Origin of the sequence: Cellulosimicrobium sp. NPDC057127, assembly GCF_042670945.1 — a bacterium.
In the GTDB taxonomy this organism is placed as follows: Bacteria; Actinomycetota; Actinomycetes; order Actinomycetales; family Cellulomonadaceae; genus Cellulosimicrobium.
In genome coordinates, this window is record NZ_JBHUUP010000008.1 from 1 (window position 1) to 16598 (window position 16598).

The window sequence follows — 16598 nt, forward strand, 5'->3', positions numbered from 1 at the left end:
GGCCCGTCGCGCGATCGCGCGACCGGCCCCTCGGTGCCGGCACGTCAGAGGTGACGGCCCGCCGTCGTCACGCCTGGACGCGGCGACGCAGCCAGACGACGAGTGCACCGCCGCCGACGAGCAGCACGGCGAACGCCGCGGCGCCGGCCACGGTCGCTCCGGTCGAGGCGAGCTGCGAGCCCTCGGCCTGGTCGCTGACGAGCGTCACGTCCTCCGCGGCGATCGGGGCGACGGGCGGGTTGGCGCACTCGCTCGACGCCGGCGGGTAGTCGACGACCGTCGAGTACGACGGGTTGACCTCGAACAGCACCTGCACGCCCTCTCGGGTCCACGCGTAGTTGCCCTCGGTCTGCGTGTACGAGCCGTCCTCGTTGCGCACGAACCCGGGCCACTGCTTCGGCTCGGACGCCGAGGCGCCGGGCCACAGGACGCGGCCGTCCAGCGGCTGGTCGCCGACGACGTAGTCCTCGCCGCCGCGCGGGTGCAGGAACGTGATGGTCAGGGGCGTGTCCCCGTCGGCCTCGACGCCCTCGGGCAGGGCGACCTCGTAGCCCAGGTACGGGACGTCGGCCTCGCACACGGCCTGGATCGCGCCCGGGACGAGCGCGCAGTCCTCGGCGGCGGGCAGGACGATCTCGGCGGGGAGCACGGCGCGGCTGCCGTCCTCCGAGACGACGTAGCCCGCGGGCACGTCGGTGAACGTCACGCCGGCGGCGGCCTCCGCGACGACGCCCTCGGCCGTCGCGGTGTAGCGCACGCGCCCACCGTCCTCGGGCAGCACGACGTCCTCGATCGTCGCACCGCAGACCGCGGCCGCGGCGGGCGCGACCGGCGTCGCCTCGAGGAGCTGCGCGGGGGGTGCGGGCGGCGCGGCCTGCGGGCGGCCGGGTGCGCACGCGCCGTCGGGGAGCAGGTCGCGCAGGTCCTGGTGGTCCCACGCGACGAGGCTCCCGGCGGGGAAGTCGCCCTTGTGGTGGCCGTCGGCCGAGTACTCGATCTCGGCGGGCAGCTCGTACTCCCCTGCCGACAGGTCGACGAGGTCCTGCTGCACGCCCCACGCGGTGCAGAGGGCCTCGTCCGTGACGTCCTCGCCCACGACGTCGCGCACCGCGTCGAGGTCGAGCGGCGTGACGGTCCACGTCATCGCCCACGGGTCGTCCGGCAGCTCCGTCTCGGTGCCCGTCACGATCTGCTGCGGCCCCGAGTTCTCCCAGGCGGCGGGCTGCGCCGCGTCGAGCTTGGGGTACACGTACACGCCCACCTGACCGAGGTCGCCGTCGCCGGGGCACGCCGTCGTCGTGCCCTCGTCGCTCCAGTCGTACCGGTCGTCGTCGGCCGCGTCGACCTCGACCTCCCAGGTGTGGTCGCTCGACGCGTCCAGGGCGACGGAGACCTCCGCGGCCCTCCCGAACCGCTGCTCCTCCACCACCTCCCCGTCGACGGTGACGGTGATCCGGTTGGGCTCCCGGTCCGCGTACGCCCACAGGCGCACGTCGACCGACGAGCAGTCGGCCTCGACGACCGGGGTGTGGGCCGAGGCCGGTGCGGCGGTCGCGACGAGTGCGGCGCCGAGGGCGAGCACCGCGGTGGCGGTGCTCGCGAGAAGTCTCTTCACGGGGGAGGGGTCCCTTCGAGGCAGGGCCGACCGCCGCCCCCTGACGGCCGGCACGAATGTGGATTGACCGGGCCATCCAACCATCATCGGCACGAAAAGCCGATACCCCCCGAGAAGCCCACAGTGCGCACCAATAGGGACGTAACACATCGGGAGCGCTCGTGGACAGGCCTGTGGACAACGGTGTGGAGAACGAGGGGAGGAGCGCCGCGAGGCACACGACCGGACCTCACCGGGCACGCGCAGATCCGCGGATTCCGGCTCGTTCCGGGTAGACTGGGACGGTCATTCCGGGTCGTGCCACCGCCCTTCCCGCAGCTCTCGCGCCCGGCGCGTCCGGCCTCCTGCCGACCGCGCCCGGGTGGGCGTCGAGGGACGCGCGGACCTGACGGTGCGGGCCCGGAACCTATGAGCCGTCGACGACCGTCCAGCGTGGGAGGAACGGCCGGATCCGGGCCAGATACCGGGCCGGATCCGGACCCGTGCCTGCAGCGGCAGCCGTCGTGTGCACGACGACGAGGAGCAGTCCTGCCCGTGGCAGACCACACCGACACCGCCCAGCCCCTGAGCGCGGCAGCAGCCGACGGCACACCCCCTGCGGGCGGTGGCTACGACGCCAGCAACATCACCGTCCTCGAAGGGCTCGAGGCCGTCCGCAAGCGTCCGGGCATGTACATCGGGTCCACCGGCGAGCGGGGACTTCACCACCTTGTGTACGAGGTTGTGGACAACTCGGTGGACGAGGCGCTCGCCGGCCACGCCGACACCATCGACGTGACGCTCCTCGCCGACGGGGGCGTGCGCGTCGTCGACAACGGCCGCGGCATCCCCGTGGCGATCCACCCGACCGAGGGCAAGCCGACCGTCGAGGTCGTCATGACGATCCTCCACGCGGGCGGCAAGTTCGGGGGCGGCGGCTACGCCGTCTCCGGGGGCCTGCACGGCGTGGGCATCTCCGTCGTCAACGCGCTGTCGACGCGCGTGGTCACCGAGGTGCGCCGCGACGGCTACGCGTGGCGGCAGGAGTTCGCCGACGGCGGCAAGCCGGTCGGCGGCCTCGAGCGCGGGGAGCCGACGACCGAGACCGGCACGTCCCAGACGTTCTGGGCCGACCCGGACATCTTCGAGACCACCGACTTCGACTTCGAGACGCTGCGCGCGCGCTTCCAGCAGATGGCGTTCCTCAACAAGGGCCTGCGCATCACGCTGACGGACGAGCGCCCCGCGCACCTCGACACGGGCGACGAGGTGACGGGCGGGGACGGCACCTCGGCCACGGCGGACGACGCCGTCGCCGAGGTCTCCGACGGCACGACGGCCGGGGCCTCGCCGGACGCCCCGACGGCGCGCACCGTGACGTACAAGTACGACGGCGGGCTCGTCGACTACGTCAAGCACCTCAACTCCGCGAAGAAGGTCGAGCTCGTCCACCCGGACGTCATCGACTTCGAGTCGGAGGACACCGAGCGCAAGATCTCGGTCGAGATCGCGATGCAGTGGACCAGCGCGTACTCCGAGTCCGTGCACACGTACGCGAACACGATCTCGACGACCGAGGGCGGCACGCACGAGGAGGGCTTCCGTGCGGCCATGACGTCGCTCGTGAACCGCTACGCGCGCGACAAGGGCATCCTCAAGGACAAGGACGACAACCTCACGGGCGACGACATCCGCGAGGGCCTGACCGCCGTCGTCTCCGTGAAGCTCGGCGAGCCGCAGTTCGAGGGCCAGACGAAGACGAAGCTCGGCAACACCGAGGCGAAGACGTTCGTCCAGCGCGTCGTCAACGAGCGCCTGGTCGACTGGTTCGACTCCCACCCGAACGAGGGCCGCGACGTCATCCGCAAGGCGATCCAGGCGTCGCAGGCCCGGATCGCCGCGCGCAAGGCGCGCGAGGCCACGCGCCGCAAGGGGCTCCTCGAGTCGGGCGGCATGCCCGGCAAGCTCCGCGACTGCCAGTCGAACCGCCCCGACGAGTGCGAGATCTTCATCGTCGAGGGCGACTCGGCGGGCGGCTCCGCGGTCCGCGGCCGCAACCCGAACACCCAGGCGATCCTGCCGATCCGCGGCAAGATCCTCAACGTCGAGCGCGCGCGCCTCGACCGGGCCCTGTCCAACCAGGAGGTCCAGTCGATCATCACCGCGTTCGGCACGGGCATCGGCGAGGACTTCGACCTCCCGAAGCTGCGGTACCACAAGATCGTCCTCATGGCCGACGCCGACGTCGACGGCCAGCACATCGCGACGCTCCTGCTCACGCTGCTGTTCCGCTACATGCGGCCGCTCATCGAGAACGGGCACGTGTACCTCGCGCAGCCGCCGCTGTACCGGCTCAAGTGGACGAACGCACCGCACGACTACGTGTACTCGGACCGGGAGCGCGACGCGTTCCTCGCGGCGGGCCAGGCGGCCGGGAAGCGGATCCCCAAGGACAACGGGATCCAGCGCTACAAGGGTCTGGGCGAGATGGACTACTCCGAGCTGTGGGACACGACCATGGACCCGGAGCACCGCACGCTCAACCAGGTCACGCTCGACGACGCCGCCGCCGCGGACGAGATCTTCTCCGTCCTCATGGGCGAGGACGTCGAGCAGCGCCGCAGCTTCATCCAGCGCAACGCCAAGGACGTGCGGTTCCTTGACATCTGAGCCGCACGCCCCCGCCGGGGCGGCGACGGCCCGCGGGACGACCACGCCGCGTGCGGTGGCCAGCACGAGCAGCGAGCACGAAGAGACGAACGAACGAGGTAGACCGTGACCGACGAGCAGAACCCCGAGACCGAGCCCGCCGTGCCCGGTGACGGCCCGACCGAGGAGGTCGTGCACGCCGACGGGACGGCGGTCGCGGTGCACCACGGGCGCATCGAGCAGGTAGACCTGCAGCTCGAGATGCAGCGGTCGTACCTCGACTACGCGATGAGCGTCATCGTCGGGCGCGCGCTGCCCGACGTGCGCGACGGCCTCAAGCCGGTGCACCGCCGTGTGCTGTACGCGATGTACGACGGCGGCTACCGCCCGGACCGCTCGTTCTCGAAGTGCTCGCGCGTCGTGGGCGACGTCATGGGGAAGTTCCACCCCCACGGCGACAGCGCGATCTACGACGCGCTCGTGCGTCTCGTGCAGGACTGGTCGATGCGGTACCCGCTCGTCGCGGGCCAGGGGAACTTCGGCTCGCCGGGCAACGACCCGGCGGCGGCGCCCCGGTACACCGAGTGCCGCATGGCCCCGCTGGCCATGGAGATGGTCCGGGACATCGACAAGGACACGGTCGACTTCCAGGACAACTACGACGGTCGCACCCAGGAGCCGGCCGTGCTGCCGGCGCGGTTCCCGAACCTCCTGGTCAACGGCTCGGCGGGCATCGCCGTCGGCATGGCGACGAACATCCCGCCGCACAACCTGCGCGAGGTCGCCGCGGGCGTGCACTGGCACCTGGAGCACCCCGAGGCCAGCCGTGAGGAGCTGCTCGCGGCGCTCCTGCAGCGCATCAAGGGACCGGACTTCCCCACGGGCGCGACGATCCTCGGCCACAAGGGCATCGAGGAGGCGTACCGCACGGGCCGCGGGTCGATCACGATGCGCGCCGTCGTCAACGTCGAGGAGATCCAGGGCCGCATCTGCCTGGTGGTCACGGAGCTGCCGTACCAGGTGAACCCGGACAACCTCGCCGCGAAGATCGCGGACCTCGTCAAGGAGGGCCGCGTCCAGGGGATCGCGGACATCCGCGACGAGACGTCCGGGCGTACCGGTCAGCGCCTCGTCGTCGTGCTCAAGCGCGACGCGGTCGCGAAGGTCGTGCTGAACAACCTGTACAAGCACACGCAGCTGCAGGACTCCTTCGGCGCGAACATGCTCGCGCTCGTGGACGGGGTGCCCCGCACGCTGAGCCTCGACGCGTTCGTCCGGCACTGGACGACGCACCAGCTCGACGTGATCCAGCGCCGCACGCGCTACCTGCTGAACGAGGCCGAGCGCAGCATCCACATCCTGCGCGGCTACCTCAAGGCGCTGGACGCGCTGGACGAGGTCATCGCGCTGATCCGCCGATCCCCCGACGTGGAGGGCGCGCGCTCGGGGCTCATGGAGCTCCTGGGCGTCGACGAGGTGCAGGCGACCGCGATCCTCAACCTCCAGCTGCGCCGTCTGGCCGCCCTCGAGCGGCAGCGCATCACCGACGAGCACGACGAGCTCGAGCGGCGCATCGTGGACTACCGCGACATCCTTGCCAAGCCGGAGCGTCAGCGTCAGATCGTCGGCGACGAGCTGCGGGAGATCGTGGACCGGTACGGCGACGAGCGCCGGACGACGATCCTGCCCTTCGACGGCGAGGTGTCCGTCGAGGACCTCATCGCCGAGGAGGAGATGGTCGTCACCATCACGCGCGGCGGGTATGCCAAGCGCACCCGCAGCGACAGCTACCGCGCCCAGAAGCGCGGCGGCAAGGGCGTGCGCGGTGCACAGCTGCGCGAGGACGACATCGTCGACCACTTCTTCGTCACGACGACGCACCACTGGCTGCTGTTCTTCACCAACCTCGGCCGGGTGTACCGCGCCAAGGCGTACGAGCTCCCCGAGGGCGGGCGCGACGCGAAGGGCCAGCACGTTGCGAACCTCATGGCGTTCCAGCCGGGCGAGCAGATCGCGCAGGTGCTCGACCTGCGCGACTACGACGCCGCGGACTACCTGGTGCTGGCGACGCGACGGGGCCTGGTGAAGAAGACGCGCCTCACGGAGTACGACTCCCCGCGCTCGGGCGGGCTCATCGCGATCAACCTGCGCGAGGACGAGCACGGCATCCCCGACGAGCTCGTGTCGGCGCGCCTCGTCGACGCGGACGACGACCTCATCCTCGTCTCGCGCAAGGGGCAGTCGATCCGGTTCCAGGCGAACGACGAGTCGATCCGCCCGCTGGGCCGTGCGACGTCGGGCGTGACCGGCATGAAGTTCCGCGAGGACGACGAGCTGCTCGCGGCCGACGTCGTGGCGCCGGGTGCCGACCTGTTCGTCGTCACGGAGGGTGGGTTCGCGAAGCGCACGCGCATCGACGAGTACCGCGTCCAGGGGCGTGGCGGTCTGGGGATCAAGGTCGCCAACCTGGTGGAGGCGCGTGGAGATCTCGTGGGGGCTCTGGTCACGGAGGCCGATGACGAGGTCCTCGTCATCATGGAACGCGGCAAGATCGTCCGGTCGGCCGTCGGTGAGGTCAACGTCACGGGTCGCAACACCCAGGGCGTGACGTTCGCGAAGCCCGACAAGGGGGACCGCATCATCGCGGTCGCCCGGAACGTCGAACGTCGTCTCGGTGCCGATCGGGATACCGTGGGCGACGAGGACACGCCGTCCAGCACTGCCCCGGACTCCGACCAGAGCGCCACGGCCGAGGAGGCCGGTGGGACCGAGCCGGCCCCCGGAACCACCGAGGAAACCAGATGAGCAGCGAGAAGAACGCACCCCCGAGCGTGACGCCGGAGTCGGCCGTGCCGCGCCCGGACACGAGCACCCGCACCGCGGCCAGGCCGAAGAACCGCGACGAGGACGAGGCCCCGGACGGCCGCGCGGACGCGTCGCGCAACGGGCACGACCCGAGCGGGACGAGCACGGGTACCCCGCCGCCTCCTCCGCCTCCCCCGCCCGGCGGACCGGACGACGGCATGGAGACCGCGTCCGGCGAGAGCCGCGTCTCCGTCGCTCGTGCGGGTGCCGTCAAGGCCGCCGCCGCAGCTCTCGCGGCCGCCCGGTCGGCGGCCAAGAAGGTCTCGGCCTCCGCGCCGGCAGCGCCTCCGGAGGGCGCGGAGCAGGACACCGACCACTGGACGGAGAGGCGCATGGCCACAGCAGCGGGCACGGAGGCGGGCACGGTTCCCGACGCGTCCACGATGCACTACTCCGCCGCCGGCGTGACGGGCACGGCCAGCGCGCTGACCGGCTCGGTGCCGGTGGCCTCGACGGCGACGGGCTCCACGCCCGCCGTCCGCGGTGACGGCCCGCGGCGCGTGCGCCTGTCGGTGTCGCGCGTCGACCCGTGGTCGGCGATGAAGCTGGGCTTCCTGCTCGCCGTGGCGATCGGCATCATGACGGTCGTCGCGACGGCCGTGGTCTGGTACGTGCTCGACGGCATGATGGTGTTCCAGAAGATCCAGGACTTCGTCACGCAGATCGCCGGCGAGGAGAGCGACGTCGACATCATGCAGTTCGTCGAGTTCGGTCGCGTGATCTCGCTCGCAACGCTGCTGGGCGTGGTCAACGTGGTGATCATCACCGCGTTGTCGACGATCATGGCGTTCCTCTACAACATCGTCGCCGCGCTGGTGGGCGGGGTGCACCTGACGCTCACCGACGACTGACGCGCGGACCGTCCCCCGCGGCCCCGGCCGGTCGGGAGGGCCCGCTCCGGTTTGGGTGAGCGGGCCCGCGTGGGGTAACCTCAAGCGCTGCCTGCGTGCGGTACGGCCTTCCTCTGGCGAGTGGGTCGGAACAGCCGCGCAGAAGCGTGCACGGGCCTATAGCTCAGACGGTTAGAGCGCTTCCCTGATAAGGAAGAGGTCAGAGGTTCAAGTCCTCTTAGGCCCACTGTCGACACCCACCGAGGGGGAACGTGATGAAGAAGCTCGTGGTCCTGCTTCTCGCCGCCGGCGCCGGCTACCTCGTGTGGCGCAAGTACTCCGAGGACGCGGCCGAGCGCGACCTGTGGGCAGAGGTCACCGACACGTTCGAGTGACTCGCACCCCTCGCACCTCCGGCTTCCCGCCGGATCTCCAGGGGCCATGGCGCAATTGGTAGCGCACCTGCTTTGCAAGCAGGGGGTTGGGGGTTCGAGTCCCCCTGGCTCCACCATCGTCAGCAGCACGAAGGCCCCGCACCGTCCGGTGCGGGGCCTTCGTCGTCGCGTCGCCAGGTCCGGTCAGGCGCCGGCCGGCGTGTCGCCGCCGTCGGCCTTCTTCTCCTCCGCCTTGCGCGCGGCGTGCTCGACGTGCGCGGCCGCCGCGTCGGCGTCCGTGCCGGCAGAGCTCTCCGTCTCGTCGGCCGGTACGGCCGACTGCTGACCGGTCGCGTTCTTCGCGGTGCCACCGCTGCGGGACCGGCTGGTCGCCTTCTTCGCGGTCTCCCGCGCGTCGGACACGGCCTCGTTCACGCGGTCGGAGACGTCCTCGCGGACGCCGGCGGCGCGCTCGGCGAGCTTGTCCGTCGCCTCGCGTCCGCGCGCGACGGCCGAACCCGCCGCCTCGCCGAGCTGCTCGGCCGCGTCGCCGACGGCGTGGCGCGCGTCGCCCACGACGTCGTCGAAGCGGACCTGCTGCTGCTCCTGCTCCCACGGCTCGGCCCACGGGTCCGTCTGAGGCTGCGCGCGCCGGTACAGGACGTACCCGACGCCTGCGGCGGTCACGCCGCCGACGACCCACCAGACCGCCTTGCCGCCGCCCGACGACTCCTTCTTGGCAGCCTTCTTCGCGGCCTTGTCGGCGGCCTCGGCGAGCTTCCGGGCGGCCTTGTCGGCGGCCTTGCCCGCCTTCTTGCCGGCGCGCCCCGAGCCCTTCTTCGCCCGCTCGGCGGCGGCCTTGGAGGCCTTCTTCGACAGCTTGTGCGCCTTCTTGCTCCCCGCGGCCACGGTCCCCGCCGTGACGGCCGCCGTGGCACCCGTGGCGCCGGCGGCGTGCTCGGCCGCGCGCTGCGCGGCCTCGTTGAAGCTCGCGACGATCTTCGGCAGCACCTCGTCGACGAGCTTGTCGTGCGCGGTGTCGATCGCGGGGGCGGCCTTGTCCGCGGCCTGCTCGACGCGTGGCGCGGCCGCCTGGATGCCGTCCTGCCACGCCTTCTCGACGCGGGGCTGGAGCCACTCGCGGAAGGCCTCGGCCTTGGGCGTGCCCCACTCCTTGGCGTGGGCGGCCGCGTCCTTGGCCTGGCCGGCGAGGTGGATCGCCGCGCCCTGCGCCGTCGCGACGGCGTCCGCCGCCTGGTCCTTCATCTTCTCGGTGTCCAGCGATCCGATAGTGCCCTTGACCGTGCTGGTCCCTGAGCGAGAACGAGTCATGCGCGCTCCTCGGGTTCGTCGTCCGACGCGGACGGTGGTGGAAGGTGACGTTCCGCCCACTCTGCCACCACCGCGCGCACGCCGCGAGGCGTCCGGGCGCTCGTCGTCGGACGGGCCGCGCGCGGTGATCGTGGGAGGATGGGCGCATGTTCGCAACCCTCCACACGACCGCTGGTGACATCCGAATCGAGCTCCTGCCGAACCACGCCCCGAAGACGGTGGCGAACTTCGTCGGCCTCGCACAGGGCACCAAGGCGTGGTCCGACCCCCGCACGGGCGAGGAGCGCACCGACCCGTTCTACGACGGCCTGATCTTCCACCGTGTCATCAAGGACTTCATGATCCAGGGCGGCTGCCCCCTCGGCACCGGCACGGGCGGCCCCGGCTACACGTTCGACGACGAGATCCACCCCGAGCTCTCGTTCGACCAGCCCTACCTGCTCGCGATGGCGAACGCGGGCGTGCGGCGCAACCCGGTGACGGGCGCGACCGAGGGCACGAACGGGTCGCAGTTCTTCGTGTCGACCGTCGCCACGCCGTGGCTCACCGGCAAGCACACGATCTTCGGCCGGGTGGCGGACGACGCGTCGAAGAAGATCGTCGACGCCGTCGAGGCGACCCCCACGCGTCCGGGCGACCGCCCGCAGGAGGACGTGGTCATCACCTCCGTGACGATCGAGGACTGACCCATCTCGCAGCCTCCGGTGCCGCCCGGGACCCCCGGGCAGCCGCCGTACGGGACGGCGGGACCGCACGACGGTCCCGCCGCCCCGCCGGTGTGCCCGCGACACCCCGACCGCGTGTCGTACGTGCGGTGCCAGCGGTGCGGCCGGCCGACCTGCCCGGAGTGCCAGCGGCCGGCGGCCGTCGGCGTGCAGTGCGTCGACTGCGTGCGGCAGGCGTCGCGGCAGGCGCCGACGGCGCGCACCGAGCTCGGCGCCCGGGTCCGGGGCGGCCCGCCGGTCGTCACGCTCACGATCATCGGGCTGTGCGTCGTGAGCTGGGTGCTGCAGCTCGTGACGGCCGGTGACTGGACCCGGCTCTTCGCGTTCGCCCCGTTCGTCGGCGAGCAGGACCCGTACCGCTTCCTCACGGCGGCGTTCCTGCACGCCACGAGCCCCGTCCACATCCTGTTCAACATGTACGCGCTGTGGATCACGGGACCGTTCCTCGAGCAGATGCTCGGCCGGTGGCGCTTCGCCGCGCTGTACCTGCTGTCGGCGCTCGGTGGGTCCGTCGGGTACCTCGTGCTCGCGGGGGGCCCGCTCGCCGACGCCTGGTACACCCCCGTCGTCGGGGCCTCCGGCGCCGTGTTCGGGCTGTTCGGCGCCATCCTGCTCGTGCTGCGACGCACCGGCCGGAACGCGATGCAGATCGTCGTGCTCCTCGGCATCAACTTCGCGCTGGGCTTCTTCTTCCCCGGGATCGCGTGGCAGGCGCACCTCGGCGGCCTCGTCGTCGGCGCGCTTCTCGGGCTCGCGTACGCGTACGCGCCCCGCAGCAGCCGGACCCTCGTCTCGGTGGCCGCGACGGTGGCCGTCGCGCTCGCGCTGGTCGTCGCGGCGTGGCTCACGTACCAGGTCGCGTACCAGGGGGTCGCACCGCTCGTGGGTCCCGGCGGCTGACCGGAGCCCGTCGTCCCCAGGGTTGTCCACAGGTGTGGAACGACTTACACCGGTGCCATTCCCCTCTATGCGGCCTTCACCCGGTCAGCCTGTGGACGACGTCGTGCCACGGGGACCGGCGCGCCCGGAGCCCGGAGTGCGGGCACCCGGGCCAGCTGCTCAGCGCCAGCGCGTCGTGAGCGCGAAACCCGCGATGACGAACGCGAAGCCGACGGCGAGGTTCCAGGCCCCGAGCGGCGGGATCGGGAGCTGGGCGGACCCGCTGAGGTAGAAGAGCACGATCCAGGCGAGGCCGACGAGCATGAGTCCCAGCATCACGGGGACGAGCCAGCGCGGGTTGCCGGCCTCGGCCTTCGGCTGGCGCGGCTCGCGGACCGGCTTGGCCGGCTTCTTGCGGGACTTCGACTCGGGCACGAGGGTGGCTCCTGTCCTGTGGGGTCCTCCGCCCGACGACGCGTCGTCCGCGGGTGCGGGTGGCTGCCGTCGTCGTGCAGGAACCGTGCGTGGCTCGGGTGGGCGTCGTCGACGACCAGGACGGGAGCCGTGGGAGGTTCCCCCGTCACGGCGCTCGCCCCGTCCGTGGACGGCGTTCGTCGTCTAGCGTAGTCGTCGCGCACAATAGGCGGTGTCACCCGGTCACGACGGCCCGGCCGTCCGGGCGCAGGAAGGGAGGGCGCGTGAGCCCCGAGGCGACCTCGCGCGCGCGACGCGTCCGCGCGTCCCTCTCGGTCGCGTTCGTCCTGGTGCTCGCGGGGCTGCTCTTCACCGCGAACGCCCGGCTCGCGCAGGGCGAGGAGAGCCGCCACCCTCAGGACCTCGCCCAGCTCGTGGACCGGGAGTCGGAGCGCAACGCCGAGCTGGCGAGCCAGGTGGACGCCCTCGACGACGAGATCGCGCGCCTGTCGGCCCCCGACCCGGCCGCACCCGGCGTCGACGAGGACCTCGAGCGGCGCGCGGCGGTCGCCGCGGGGACCGTGGCCGTGAGCGGTCCGGGGGTCTCCGTGATGCTGGACGACGCGCCGCAGGACGCCACCTACCCGGCGTCGATCCGTCCCGACGACCTCGTCGTGCACCAGCAGGACATCCAGGCCGTCGTCAACGCGCTGTGGGCCGGCGGCGCGGAGGCGATGACGCTCCAGGGCCAGCGCGTCACCGCGACGTCCGCGTTCCGCTGCGCCGGCAACATCCTCCTGCTCCACGGCCGCGTGTACTCCCCGCCGTACGTCGTCGAGGCCGTCGGCGACCCGGACCGCCTCCAGGCCGCGCTCGACCGCTCCGAGCGGATCGACATCTACCAGCAGTACGTCGACGCGGTGAACCTCGGCTGGGGCGTCGAGGAGCACGACCAGATCGAGATGCCCCGCTACGAGGGCTCTCTCGAGCTCGACTACGCGCGGCCCGCCCAGGTGGCGTCGTGACCGCAGCGCCGCCGAGGACGGTGCGGCACCGGTCCGCACGCGCCGGTGGGCGCGGCGGCCCCGTCGCGGCCGCCGTCGGGGTGCTCGGCGAGATCCTCATCACGCTGGGTGTGCTGCTCGGCCTCTACGTCGTCTGGCAGCTGTGGTGGACCGACGTCATCGCGGAGCGTGACCAGGCGCAGGTCCTCGAGCAGCTCGACGCCCCGGAGCCCGACCCCGCCGACGTCGCGGTCGAGCTGCGCCGGGACGCGCCGCCCGTGATGGCGGCCCCCGCGCCGGAGTCGGTCTTCGGCACGCTCCACGTCCCCCGCTGGGACGACGCCGTGATCCCGCTCGCCGAGGGGACGGACAAGCGCGCCGTCCTCGACCGCGCGATGGCCGGCCACTACCCGGAGACGGTCATGCCGGGCGACGTCGGCAACTTCTCCGTCGCCGGCCACCGCATGACCTACGGAGCGGTCTTCCACCGGGCCGAGGAGCTCCAGGCTGGTGACCCGCTCGTCGTCGAGGCGGACGGTACGTGGTACGTCTACCGCGTCACGGAGACGCGCGTCGTCGAGCCGAACCAGGTCGAGGCCGTCGCCCCGGTGCCCTGGCAGCCGGGCGTGGAGCCGACGGAGCGCTACCTCACGCTCACGACGTGCCACCCGATCGGCCTCAACTCGTTGCAGGAGCGGTTCATCGTCAACGCGACGCTCGACTACTGGCTCCCGGTGGAGGAGGGCACGCCGCCCGACCTCGTGGGCCAGGCCGCACCGGACCAGGGAGGCGCATGATGTACGGAGCGCTGTGGCGGGCGCTGCCCGGTCCCGCGTGGGTGCGGGCGCTGACGCTGCTCGTGCTCGCGGCGGCCGTCGTCCTCGCGTGCTTCGAGTGGCTGTTCCCGGTCGTCGCAGAGCACATGCCGTTCAACGACCCCAACGTCCAGACGGGCACCGACGGTGCCCTCCCCGCCGGCCCCGTCGCCCGCGACGCGGCAGAGCCCTCGGAGGTGCTGGCATGACGCGCATCCTCGTCGTCGACAACTACGACTCGTTCGTCTACACGATCGTCGGGTACCTCGACCAGCTCGGGGCCGAGACGGTCGTCGTGCGCAACGACGCCGTGCCCGCGCCCGGGGCGGACGGCGTCTACCGCGACGCCGACGGCGTGCCGTTCGACGGCGTGCTCGTCTCCCCCGGGCCCGGCACGCCGCAGGAGGCCGGCGAGAGCGAGCAGGTCATCCGGACGTGCGCGGAGGCCCGCACCCCGTTGCTGGGCGTGTGCCTCGGTCACCAGGCGCTCGCCGAGGTGTTCGGCGCGACCGTCACGCACGCCCCGGAGCTCATGCACGGCAAGACCAGCCTCGTGGAGCACGACGGCGCCGGTGTCATGGCCGGTCTCGGCGCACCGTTCACGGCGACCCGGTACCACTCGCTCGCCGTCGTGCGCGACACCGTGCCCGCCGAGCTCGTGGTGACCGCGCAGACCGCCGGCGGCGTCGTCATGGGGCTGCAGCACCGGGAGCTGCCGCTGCACGGCGTCCAGTTCCACCCCGAGTCGGTTCTCACCGAGGGCGGCCACCGGCTCCTCGCCAACTGGCTCGAGGCGTGCGGGCTCGAGGGCGCCGTCGAGCGTTCGGCCGGCATGGCACCGCTCGTGAGGCGGTAGCCGGCCCTGTCGCGGCCTGTCAGCACGGGAAGCGCCCCTGGTGCGCTACGGCGCTGACAGGGTCGCGGTGGACGACGACGGCCCCGCACCTCACGAGAGGTGCGGGGCCGTCGTGCGTGACCGGCGAGGCGACGTCAGGGGCTGCCGTTGCCGTTGCCGTTGCCACCGCCGTTGTTGTTCTCGTTGCCCGGAGCGCCCTCGTCGCCCTCACCGCTGCCGTTGCCGTTGCCGTTGCCCGGCCCGGGACCCGTCGAGACGATGAGCGACACGTCGGTGCCGACCTCGACCTCGGTGCCACCGCCCGGGTCGGAGCCGATGACGGTGCCGGCCGGCCACTGGTCGGACGCCTGCGTCTGCCGCTGGCCCGGGTTCAACCCGGCGCCACCGAGAGCCTCGCGAGCCTGGTCCTCCGTCATGCCCGCCAGGTTGTTCGGGACCCGGGTGGTCTCCGCCTCGCGCGGGATCGCGACCTCGATCGTCACGTCGGAGCCCTGCGGCACGCTGCCCGCGTTGGGGCGCTGCGACAGCACGGACCCCTCGGCCTCGTCCGACTCGGTCTCCTCGATCACCGGGTTGAGCCCGAGGTCGCGGACGGTCTGCTCGGCCTCCTGGCGGTTCATGGACGTGAGGTCGGGGAGCGGCACGAGCCCGTTGGAGATGAACAGCGTGACCGCCGAGCCGGACGCCACCGCCTGCCCCGCAGCGGGCTCGGTCTTCGTCACGTCGCCCTCGGGCACGGTGGCGGACTCCTCGGGCGTGACGGTGCCGACCTGGAGACCGGCGGCCTCGAGCGCCTGGCGCGCCTCGTCCTGCGTGCTGCCCGTGACGTCCGGGACCTCGACGCTGTCCGGGCCGGTCGAGAAGAACACGTCGACCGTCTCGCCGGGCTCGACCTCGTCACCGCCCGCGGGGCTCTGGCGGATGAACTGACCCTCGGGGATCGAGTCGCTCTGCTCGAGCAGCGGGTTGAACTCGAGGTCGACGCCCTCGAAGAGCGCTTGCGCCTCCTCCTCGGTCATCCCCTGCTGCACGGTGGGCACCGTGACGGTGTCCGGTTCCGCCGGCGGACGGTTGAGCAGGAAGAGCGTGACGATGGCCGCGACGGCGAGCACGCCCACCGCGATGAGGGTCCACATGAGTCCCTTGCGGCTCTTCTTCTCCTCCTCCGGCTCGCCGGGGGCGCCGCCGTCGGACGGGACGGCGGGTGCCGCCGCGGTCGCCCAGGGCGACGGGGGCGCACCGGTCGGGCTCATGACCTGGGTGGCGGACTCGACCATGGTCGGCCGCATGTCGGCGGCCGCGACACCGGCGCCGAGACCGGCAGCAGCGGCCGCGACGCCCAGCGCCGGCGCGGTGACGGACCCGCCGCGCACCGCGTTCTCCAGGTCGGCGCGGAACTCGGCCGCGCTCGAGTAGCGGTCGGTGCGGTCCTTGGCGAGCGCGTTGAGCGTGATGCGGTCCAGCACGTCGGGGACGTCCGGCGCGACGGCGCTCGGCGTCGCGGGGGCCTCGCGCACGTGCTGGTACGCGACGGCGACGGGCGAGTCGCCGATGAAGGGCGGACGCCCCGTGAGGAGCTCGTACAGCAGGCAGCCGGTCGAGTAGAGGTCGCTGCGGGCGTCGACGGTCTCGCCGCGCGCCTGCTCGGGCGACAGGTACTGCGCGGTGCCGATCACGGCCTGCGTCTGCGTCATGGTGGCCGCGGAGTCCGCGACGGCGCGCGCGATGCCGAAGTCCATGACCTTGACCGCGCCCGTGGGCGTGATCATCACGTTCGCCGGCTTGATGTCGCGGTGCACGATGCCCGCGTGGTGGGAGTACTCGAGCGCCGCGAGCACGCCCGCGGTGATCTCGACCGCCTCGTCGATGGGCACGGCCTGGCCGTCGCGGAGGATGTCGCGGACGGTGTGGCCCTCGACGTACTCCATGACGATGAACGGCACGTGCACCGACGCGCCCTGCGTGTCGGTGTGCACGTCCTCGCCCGTGTCGTACACGGCGACGATCGCGGGGTGGTTGAGCGAGGCGGCGGCCTGCGCCTCGCGGCGGAAGCGGGCGAGGAACGACGGGTCGCGGGCGAGGTCCGAGCGCAGGATCTTCACGGCGACGGTCCGGCCGAGCCGGGTGTCGTGCCCGATGTGCACCTCGGCCATGCCGCCGCGGCCGATGAGCTCACCGACCTCGTAGCGTCCGGCAAGCACTCGGGGAGCGTTGTCCACCACTCATTCGTCCTTCGGAGTCGTCGGAGCCGCGGGCGCGTC

At 72.4% G+C, this 16598-nt stretch carries 14 protein-coding genes and 2 tRNA genes; 12 read left to right on the forward strand and 4 right to left on the reverse strand.

All coding sequences use genetic code 11. The annotated features are described in order from the left end of the window. Positions 1 to 67: 67 nt before the first annotated feature. Positions 68 to 1615 carry a hypothetical protein gene (locus tag ACFTZA_RS09465; protein WP_378193299.1) on the reverse strand — a complete coding sequence of 516 codons (1548 nt, stop codon included), beginning with the start codon at positions 1613 to 1615 and terminating at the stop codon, positions 68 to 70. 408 nt (positions 1616 to 2023) lie between these two features. Between ACFTZA_RS09465 and gyrB the strand changes: the two genes are divergently transcribed. The 6 genes from gyrB to ACFTZA_RS09495 all read left to right on the forward strand — a co-directional run bounded on the left by gyrB (position 2024) and on the right by ACFTZA_RS09495 (position 8449). Then, positions 2024 to 4264: a DNA topoisomerase (ATP-hydrolyzing) subunit B gene (gyrB, locus tag ACFTZA_RS09470; protein ID WP_378193302.1), complete on the forward strand. Its 2241-nt coding sequence runs from the start codon at positions 2024 to 2026 to the stop codon at positions 4262 to 4264. A 141-nt stretch (positions 4265 to 4405) separates the two neighbouring features. Continuing rightward, positions 4406 to 7048 (forward strand): DNA gyrase subunit A, encoded by a 2643-nt coding sequence (gene gyrA / locus ACFTZA_RS09475; RefSeq protein ID WP_378193780.1) that lies wholly within the window; start codon positions 4406 to 4408, stop codon positions 7046 to 7048. Then, positions 7045 to 7959, forward strand: coding sequence for a DUF3566 domain-containing protein (locus ACFTZA_RS09480; RefSeq protein ID WP_378193305.1), 915 nt, complete (start codon positions 7045 to 7047; stop codon positions 7957 to 7959). The genes gyrA and ACFTZA_RS09480 overlap by 4 nt, the downstream gene beginning before the upstream one ends. 152 nt (positions 7960 to 8111) lie before the next feature. Further along, positions 8112 to 8185: transfer RNA gene (locus tag ACFTZA_RS09485), tRNA-Ile, on the forward strand. A gap of 28 nt (positions 8186 to 8213) precedes the next feature. Further along, positions 8214 to 8333 carry a DLW-39 family protein gene (locus tag ACFTZA_RS09490; RefSeq protein WP_378193308.1) on the forward strand — a complete coding sequence of 40 codons (120 nt, stop codon included), beginning with the start codon at positions 8214 to 8216 and terminating at the stop codon, positions 8331 to 8333. Positions 8334 to 8373: 40 nt separating this feature from the next. Continuing rightward, positions 8374 to 8449 (forward strand) — tRNA-Ala (locus tag ACFTZA_RS09495). Positions 8450 to 8516: 67 nt separating this feature from the next. On the opposite strand, the gene ACFTZA_RS09500 is transcribed toward ACFTZA_RS09495, so the two are convergent. Further along, positions 8517 to 9644, reverse strand: coding sequence for a hypothetical protein (locus ACFTZA_RS09500; RefSeq protein WP_378193311.1), 1128 nt, complete (start codon positions 9642 to 9644; stop codon positions 8517 to 8519). A 146-nt stretch (positions 9645 to 9790) separates the two neighbouring features. Between ACFTZA_RS09500 and ACFTZA_RS09505 the strand changes: the two genes are divergently transcribed. Beyond that, the gene (locus ACFTZA_RS09505) at positions 9791 to 10330 is read left to right on the forward strand and encodes a peptidylprolyl isomerase (protein WP_378193314.1); all 540 of its coding nucleotides are present in this window, start codon (positions 9791 to 9793) and stop codon (positions 10328 to 10330) included. Between the two features lie 114 nt (positions 10331 to 10444). Then, positions 10445 to 11269 (forward strand): rhomboid family intramembrane serine protease, encoded by an 825-nt coding sequence (locus tag ACFTZA_RS09510; RefSeq protein WP_378193317.1) that lies wholly within the window; start codon positions 10445 to 10447, stop codon positions 11267 to 11269. A 159-nt stretch (positions 11270 to 11428) separates the two neighbouring features. On the opposite strand, the gene ACFTZA_RS09515 is transcribed toward ACFTZA_RS09510, so the two are convergent. Next, positions 11429 to 11683, reverse strand: coding sequence for a cell division protein CrgA (locus ACFTZA_RS09515; protein WP_378193320.1), 255 nt, complete (start codon positions 11681 to 11683; stop codon positions 11429 to 11431). Between the two features lie 263 nt (positions 11684 to 11946). Here ACFTZA_RS09515 and ACFTZA_RS09520 point away from each other — a divergent pair, with 263 nt between their 5' ends. Genes ACFTZA_RS09520 through ACFTZA_RS09535 form a run of 4 tightly spaced genes read left to right on the forward strand, consistent with a single transcriptional unit; the run spans position 11947 to position 14337 of the window. Then, positions 11947 to 12687 (forward strand): DUF881 domain-containing protein, encoded by a 741-nt coding sequence (locus tag ACFTZA_RS09520; protein WP_378193323.1) that lies wholly within the window; start codon positions 11947 to 11949, stop codon positions 12685 to 12687. Further along, complete coding sequence (locus tag ACFTZA_RS09525) at positions 12684 to 13463, forward strand: class E sortase (protein ID WP_378193326.1); 780 nt, start codon at positions 12684 to 12686, stop codon at positions 13461 to 13463. Before ACFTZA_RS09520 ends, ACFTZA_RS09525 begins: the two co-directional genes overlap by 4 nt. Then, positions 13460 to 13690 (forward strand): hypothetical protein, encoded by a 231-nt coding sequence (locus ACFTZA_RS09530; protein WP_378193329.1) that lies wholly within the window; start codon positions 13460 to 13462, stop codon positions 13688 to 13690. Before ACFTZA_RS09525 ends, ACFTZA_RS09530 begins: the two co-directional genes overlap by 4 nt. After that, on the forward strand, positions 13687 to 14337 hold the full coding sequence (locus tag ACFTZA_RS09535) for an aminodeoxychorismate/anthranilate synthase component II (protein ID WP_378193332.1): 651 nt from the start codon (positions 13687 to 13689) through the stop codon (positions 14335 to 14337). The genes ACFTZA_RS09530 and ACFTZA_RS09535 overlap by 4 nt, the downstream gene beginning before the upstream one ends. 134 nt (positions 14338 to 14471) lie before the next feature. Here the strand turns inward: ACFTZA_RS09535 and pknB are convergent, their stop codons facing one another. Continuing rightward, on the reverse strand, positions 14472 to 16559 hold the full coding sequence (pknB, locus tag ACFTZA_RS09540) for a Stk1 family PASTA domain-containing Ser/Thr kinase (RefSeq protein WP_378193335.1): 2088 nt from the start codon (positions 16557 to 16559) through the stop codon (positions 14472 to 14474). Between the last annotated feature and the right edge of the window lie 39 nt (positions 16560 to 16598).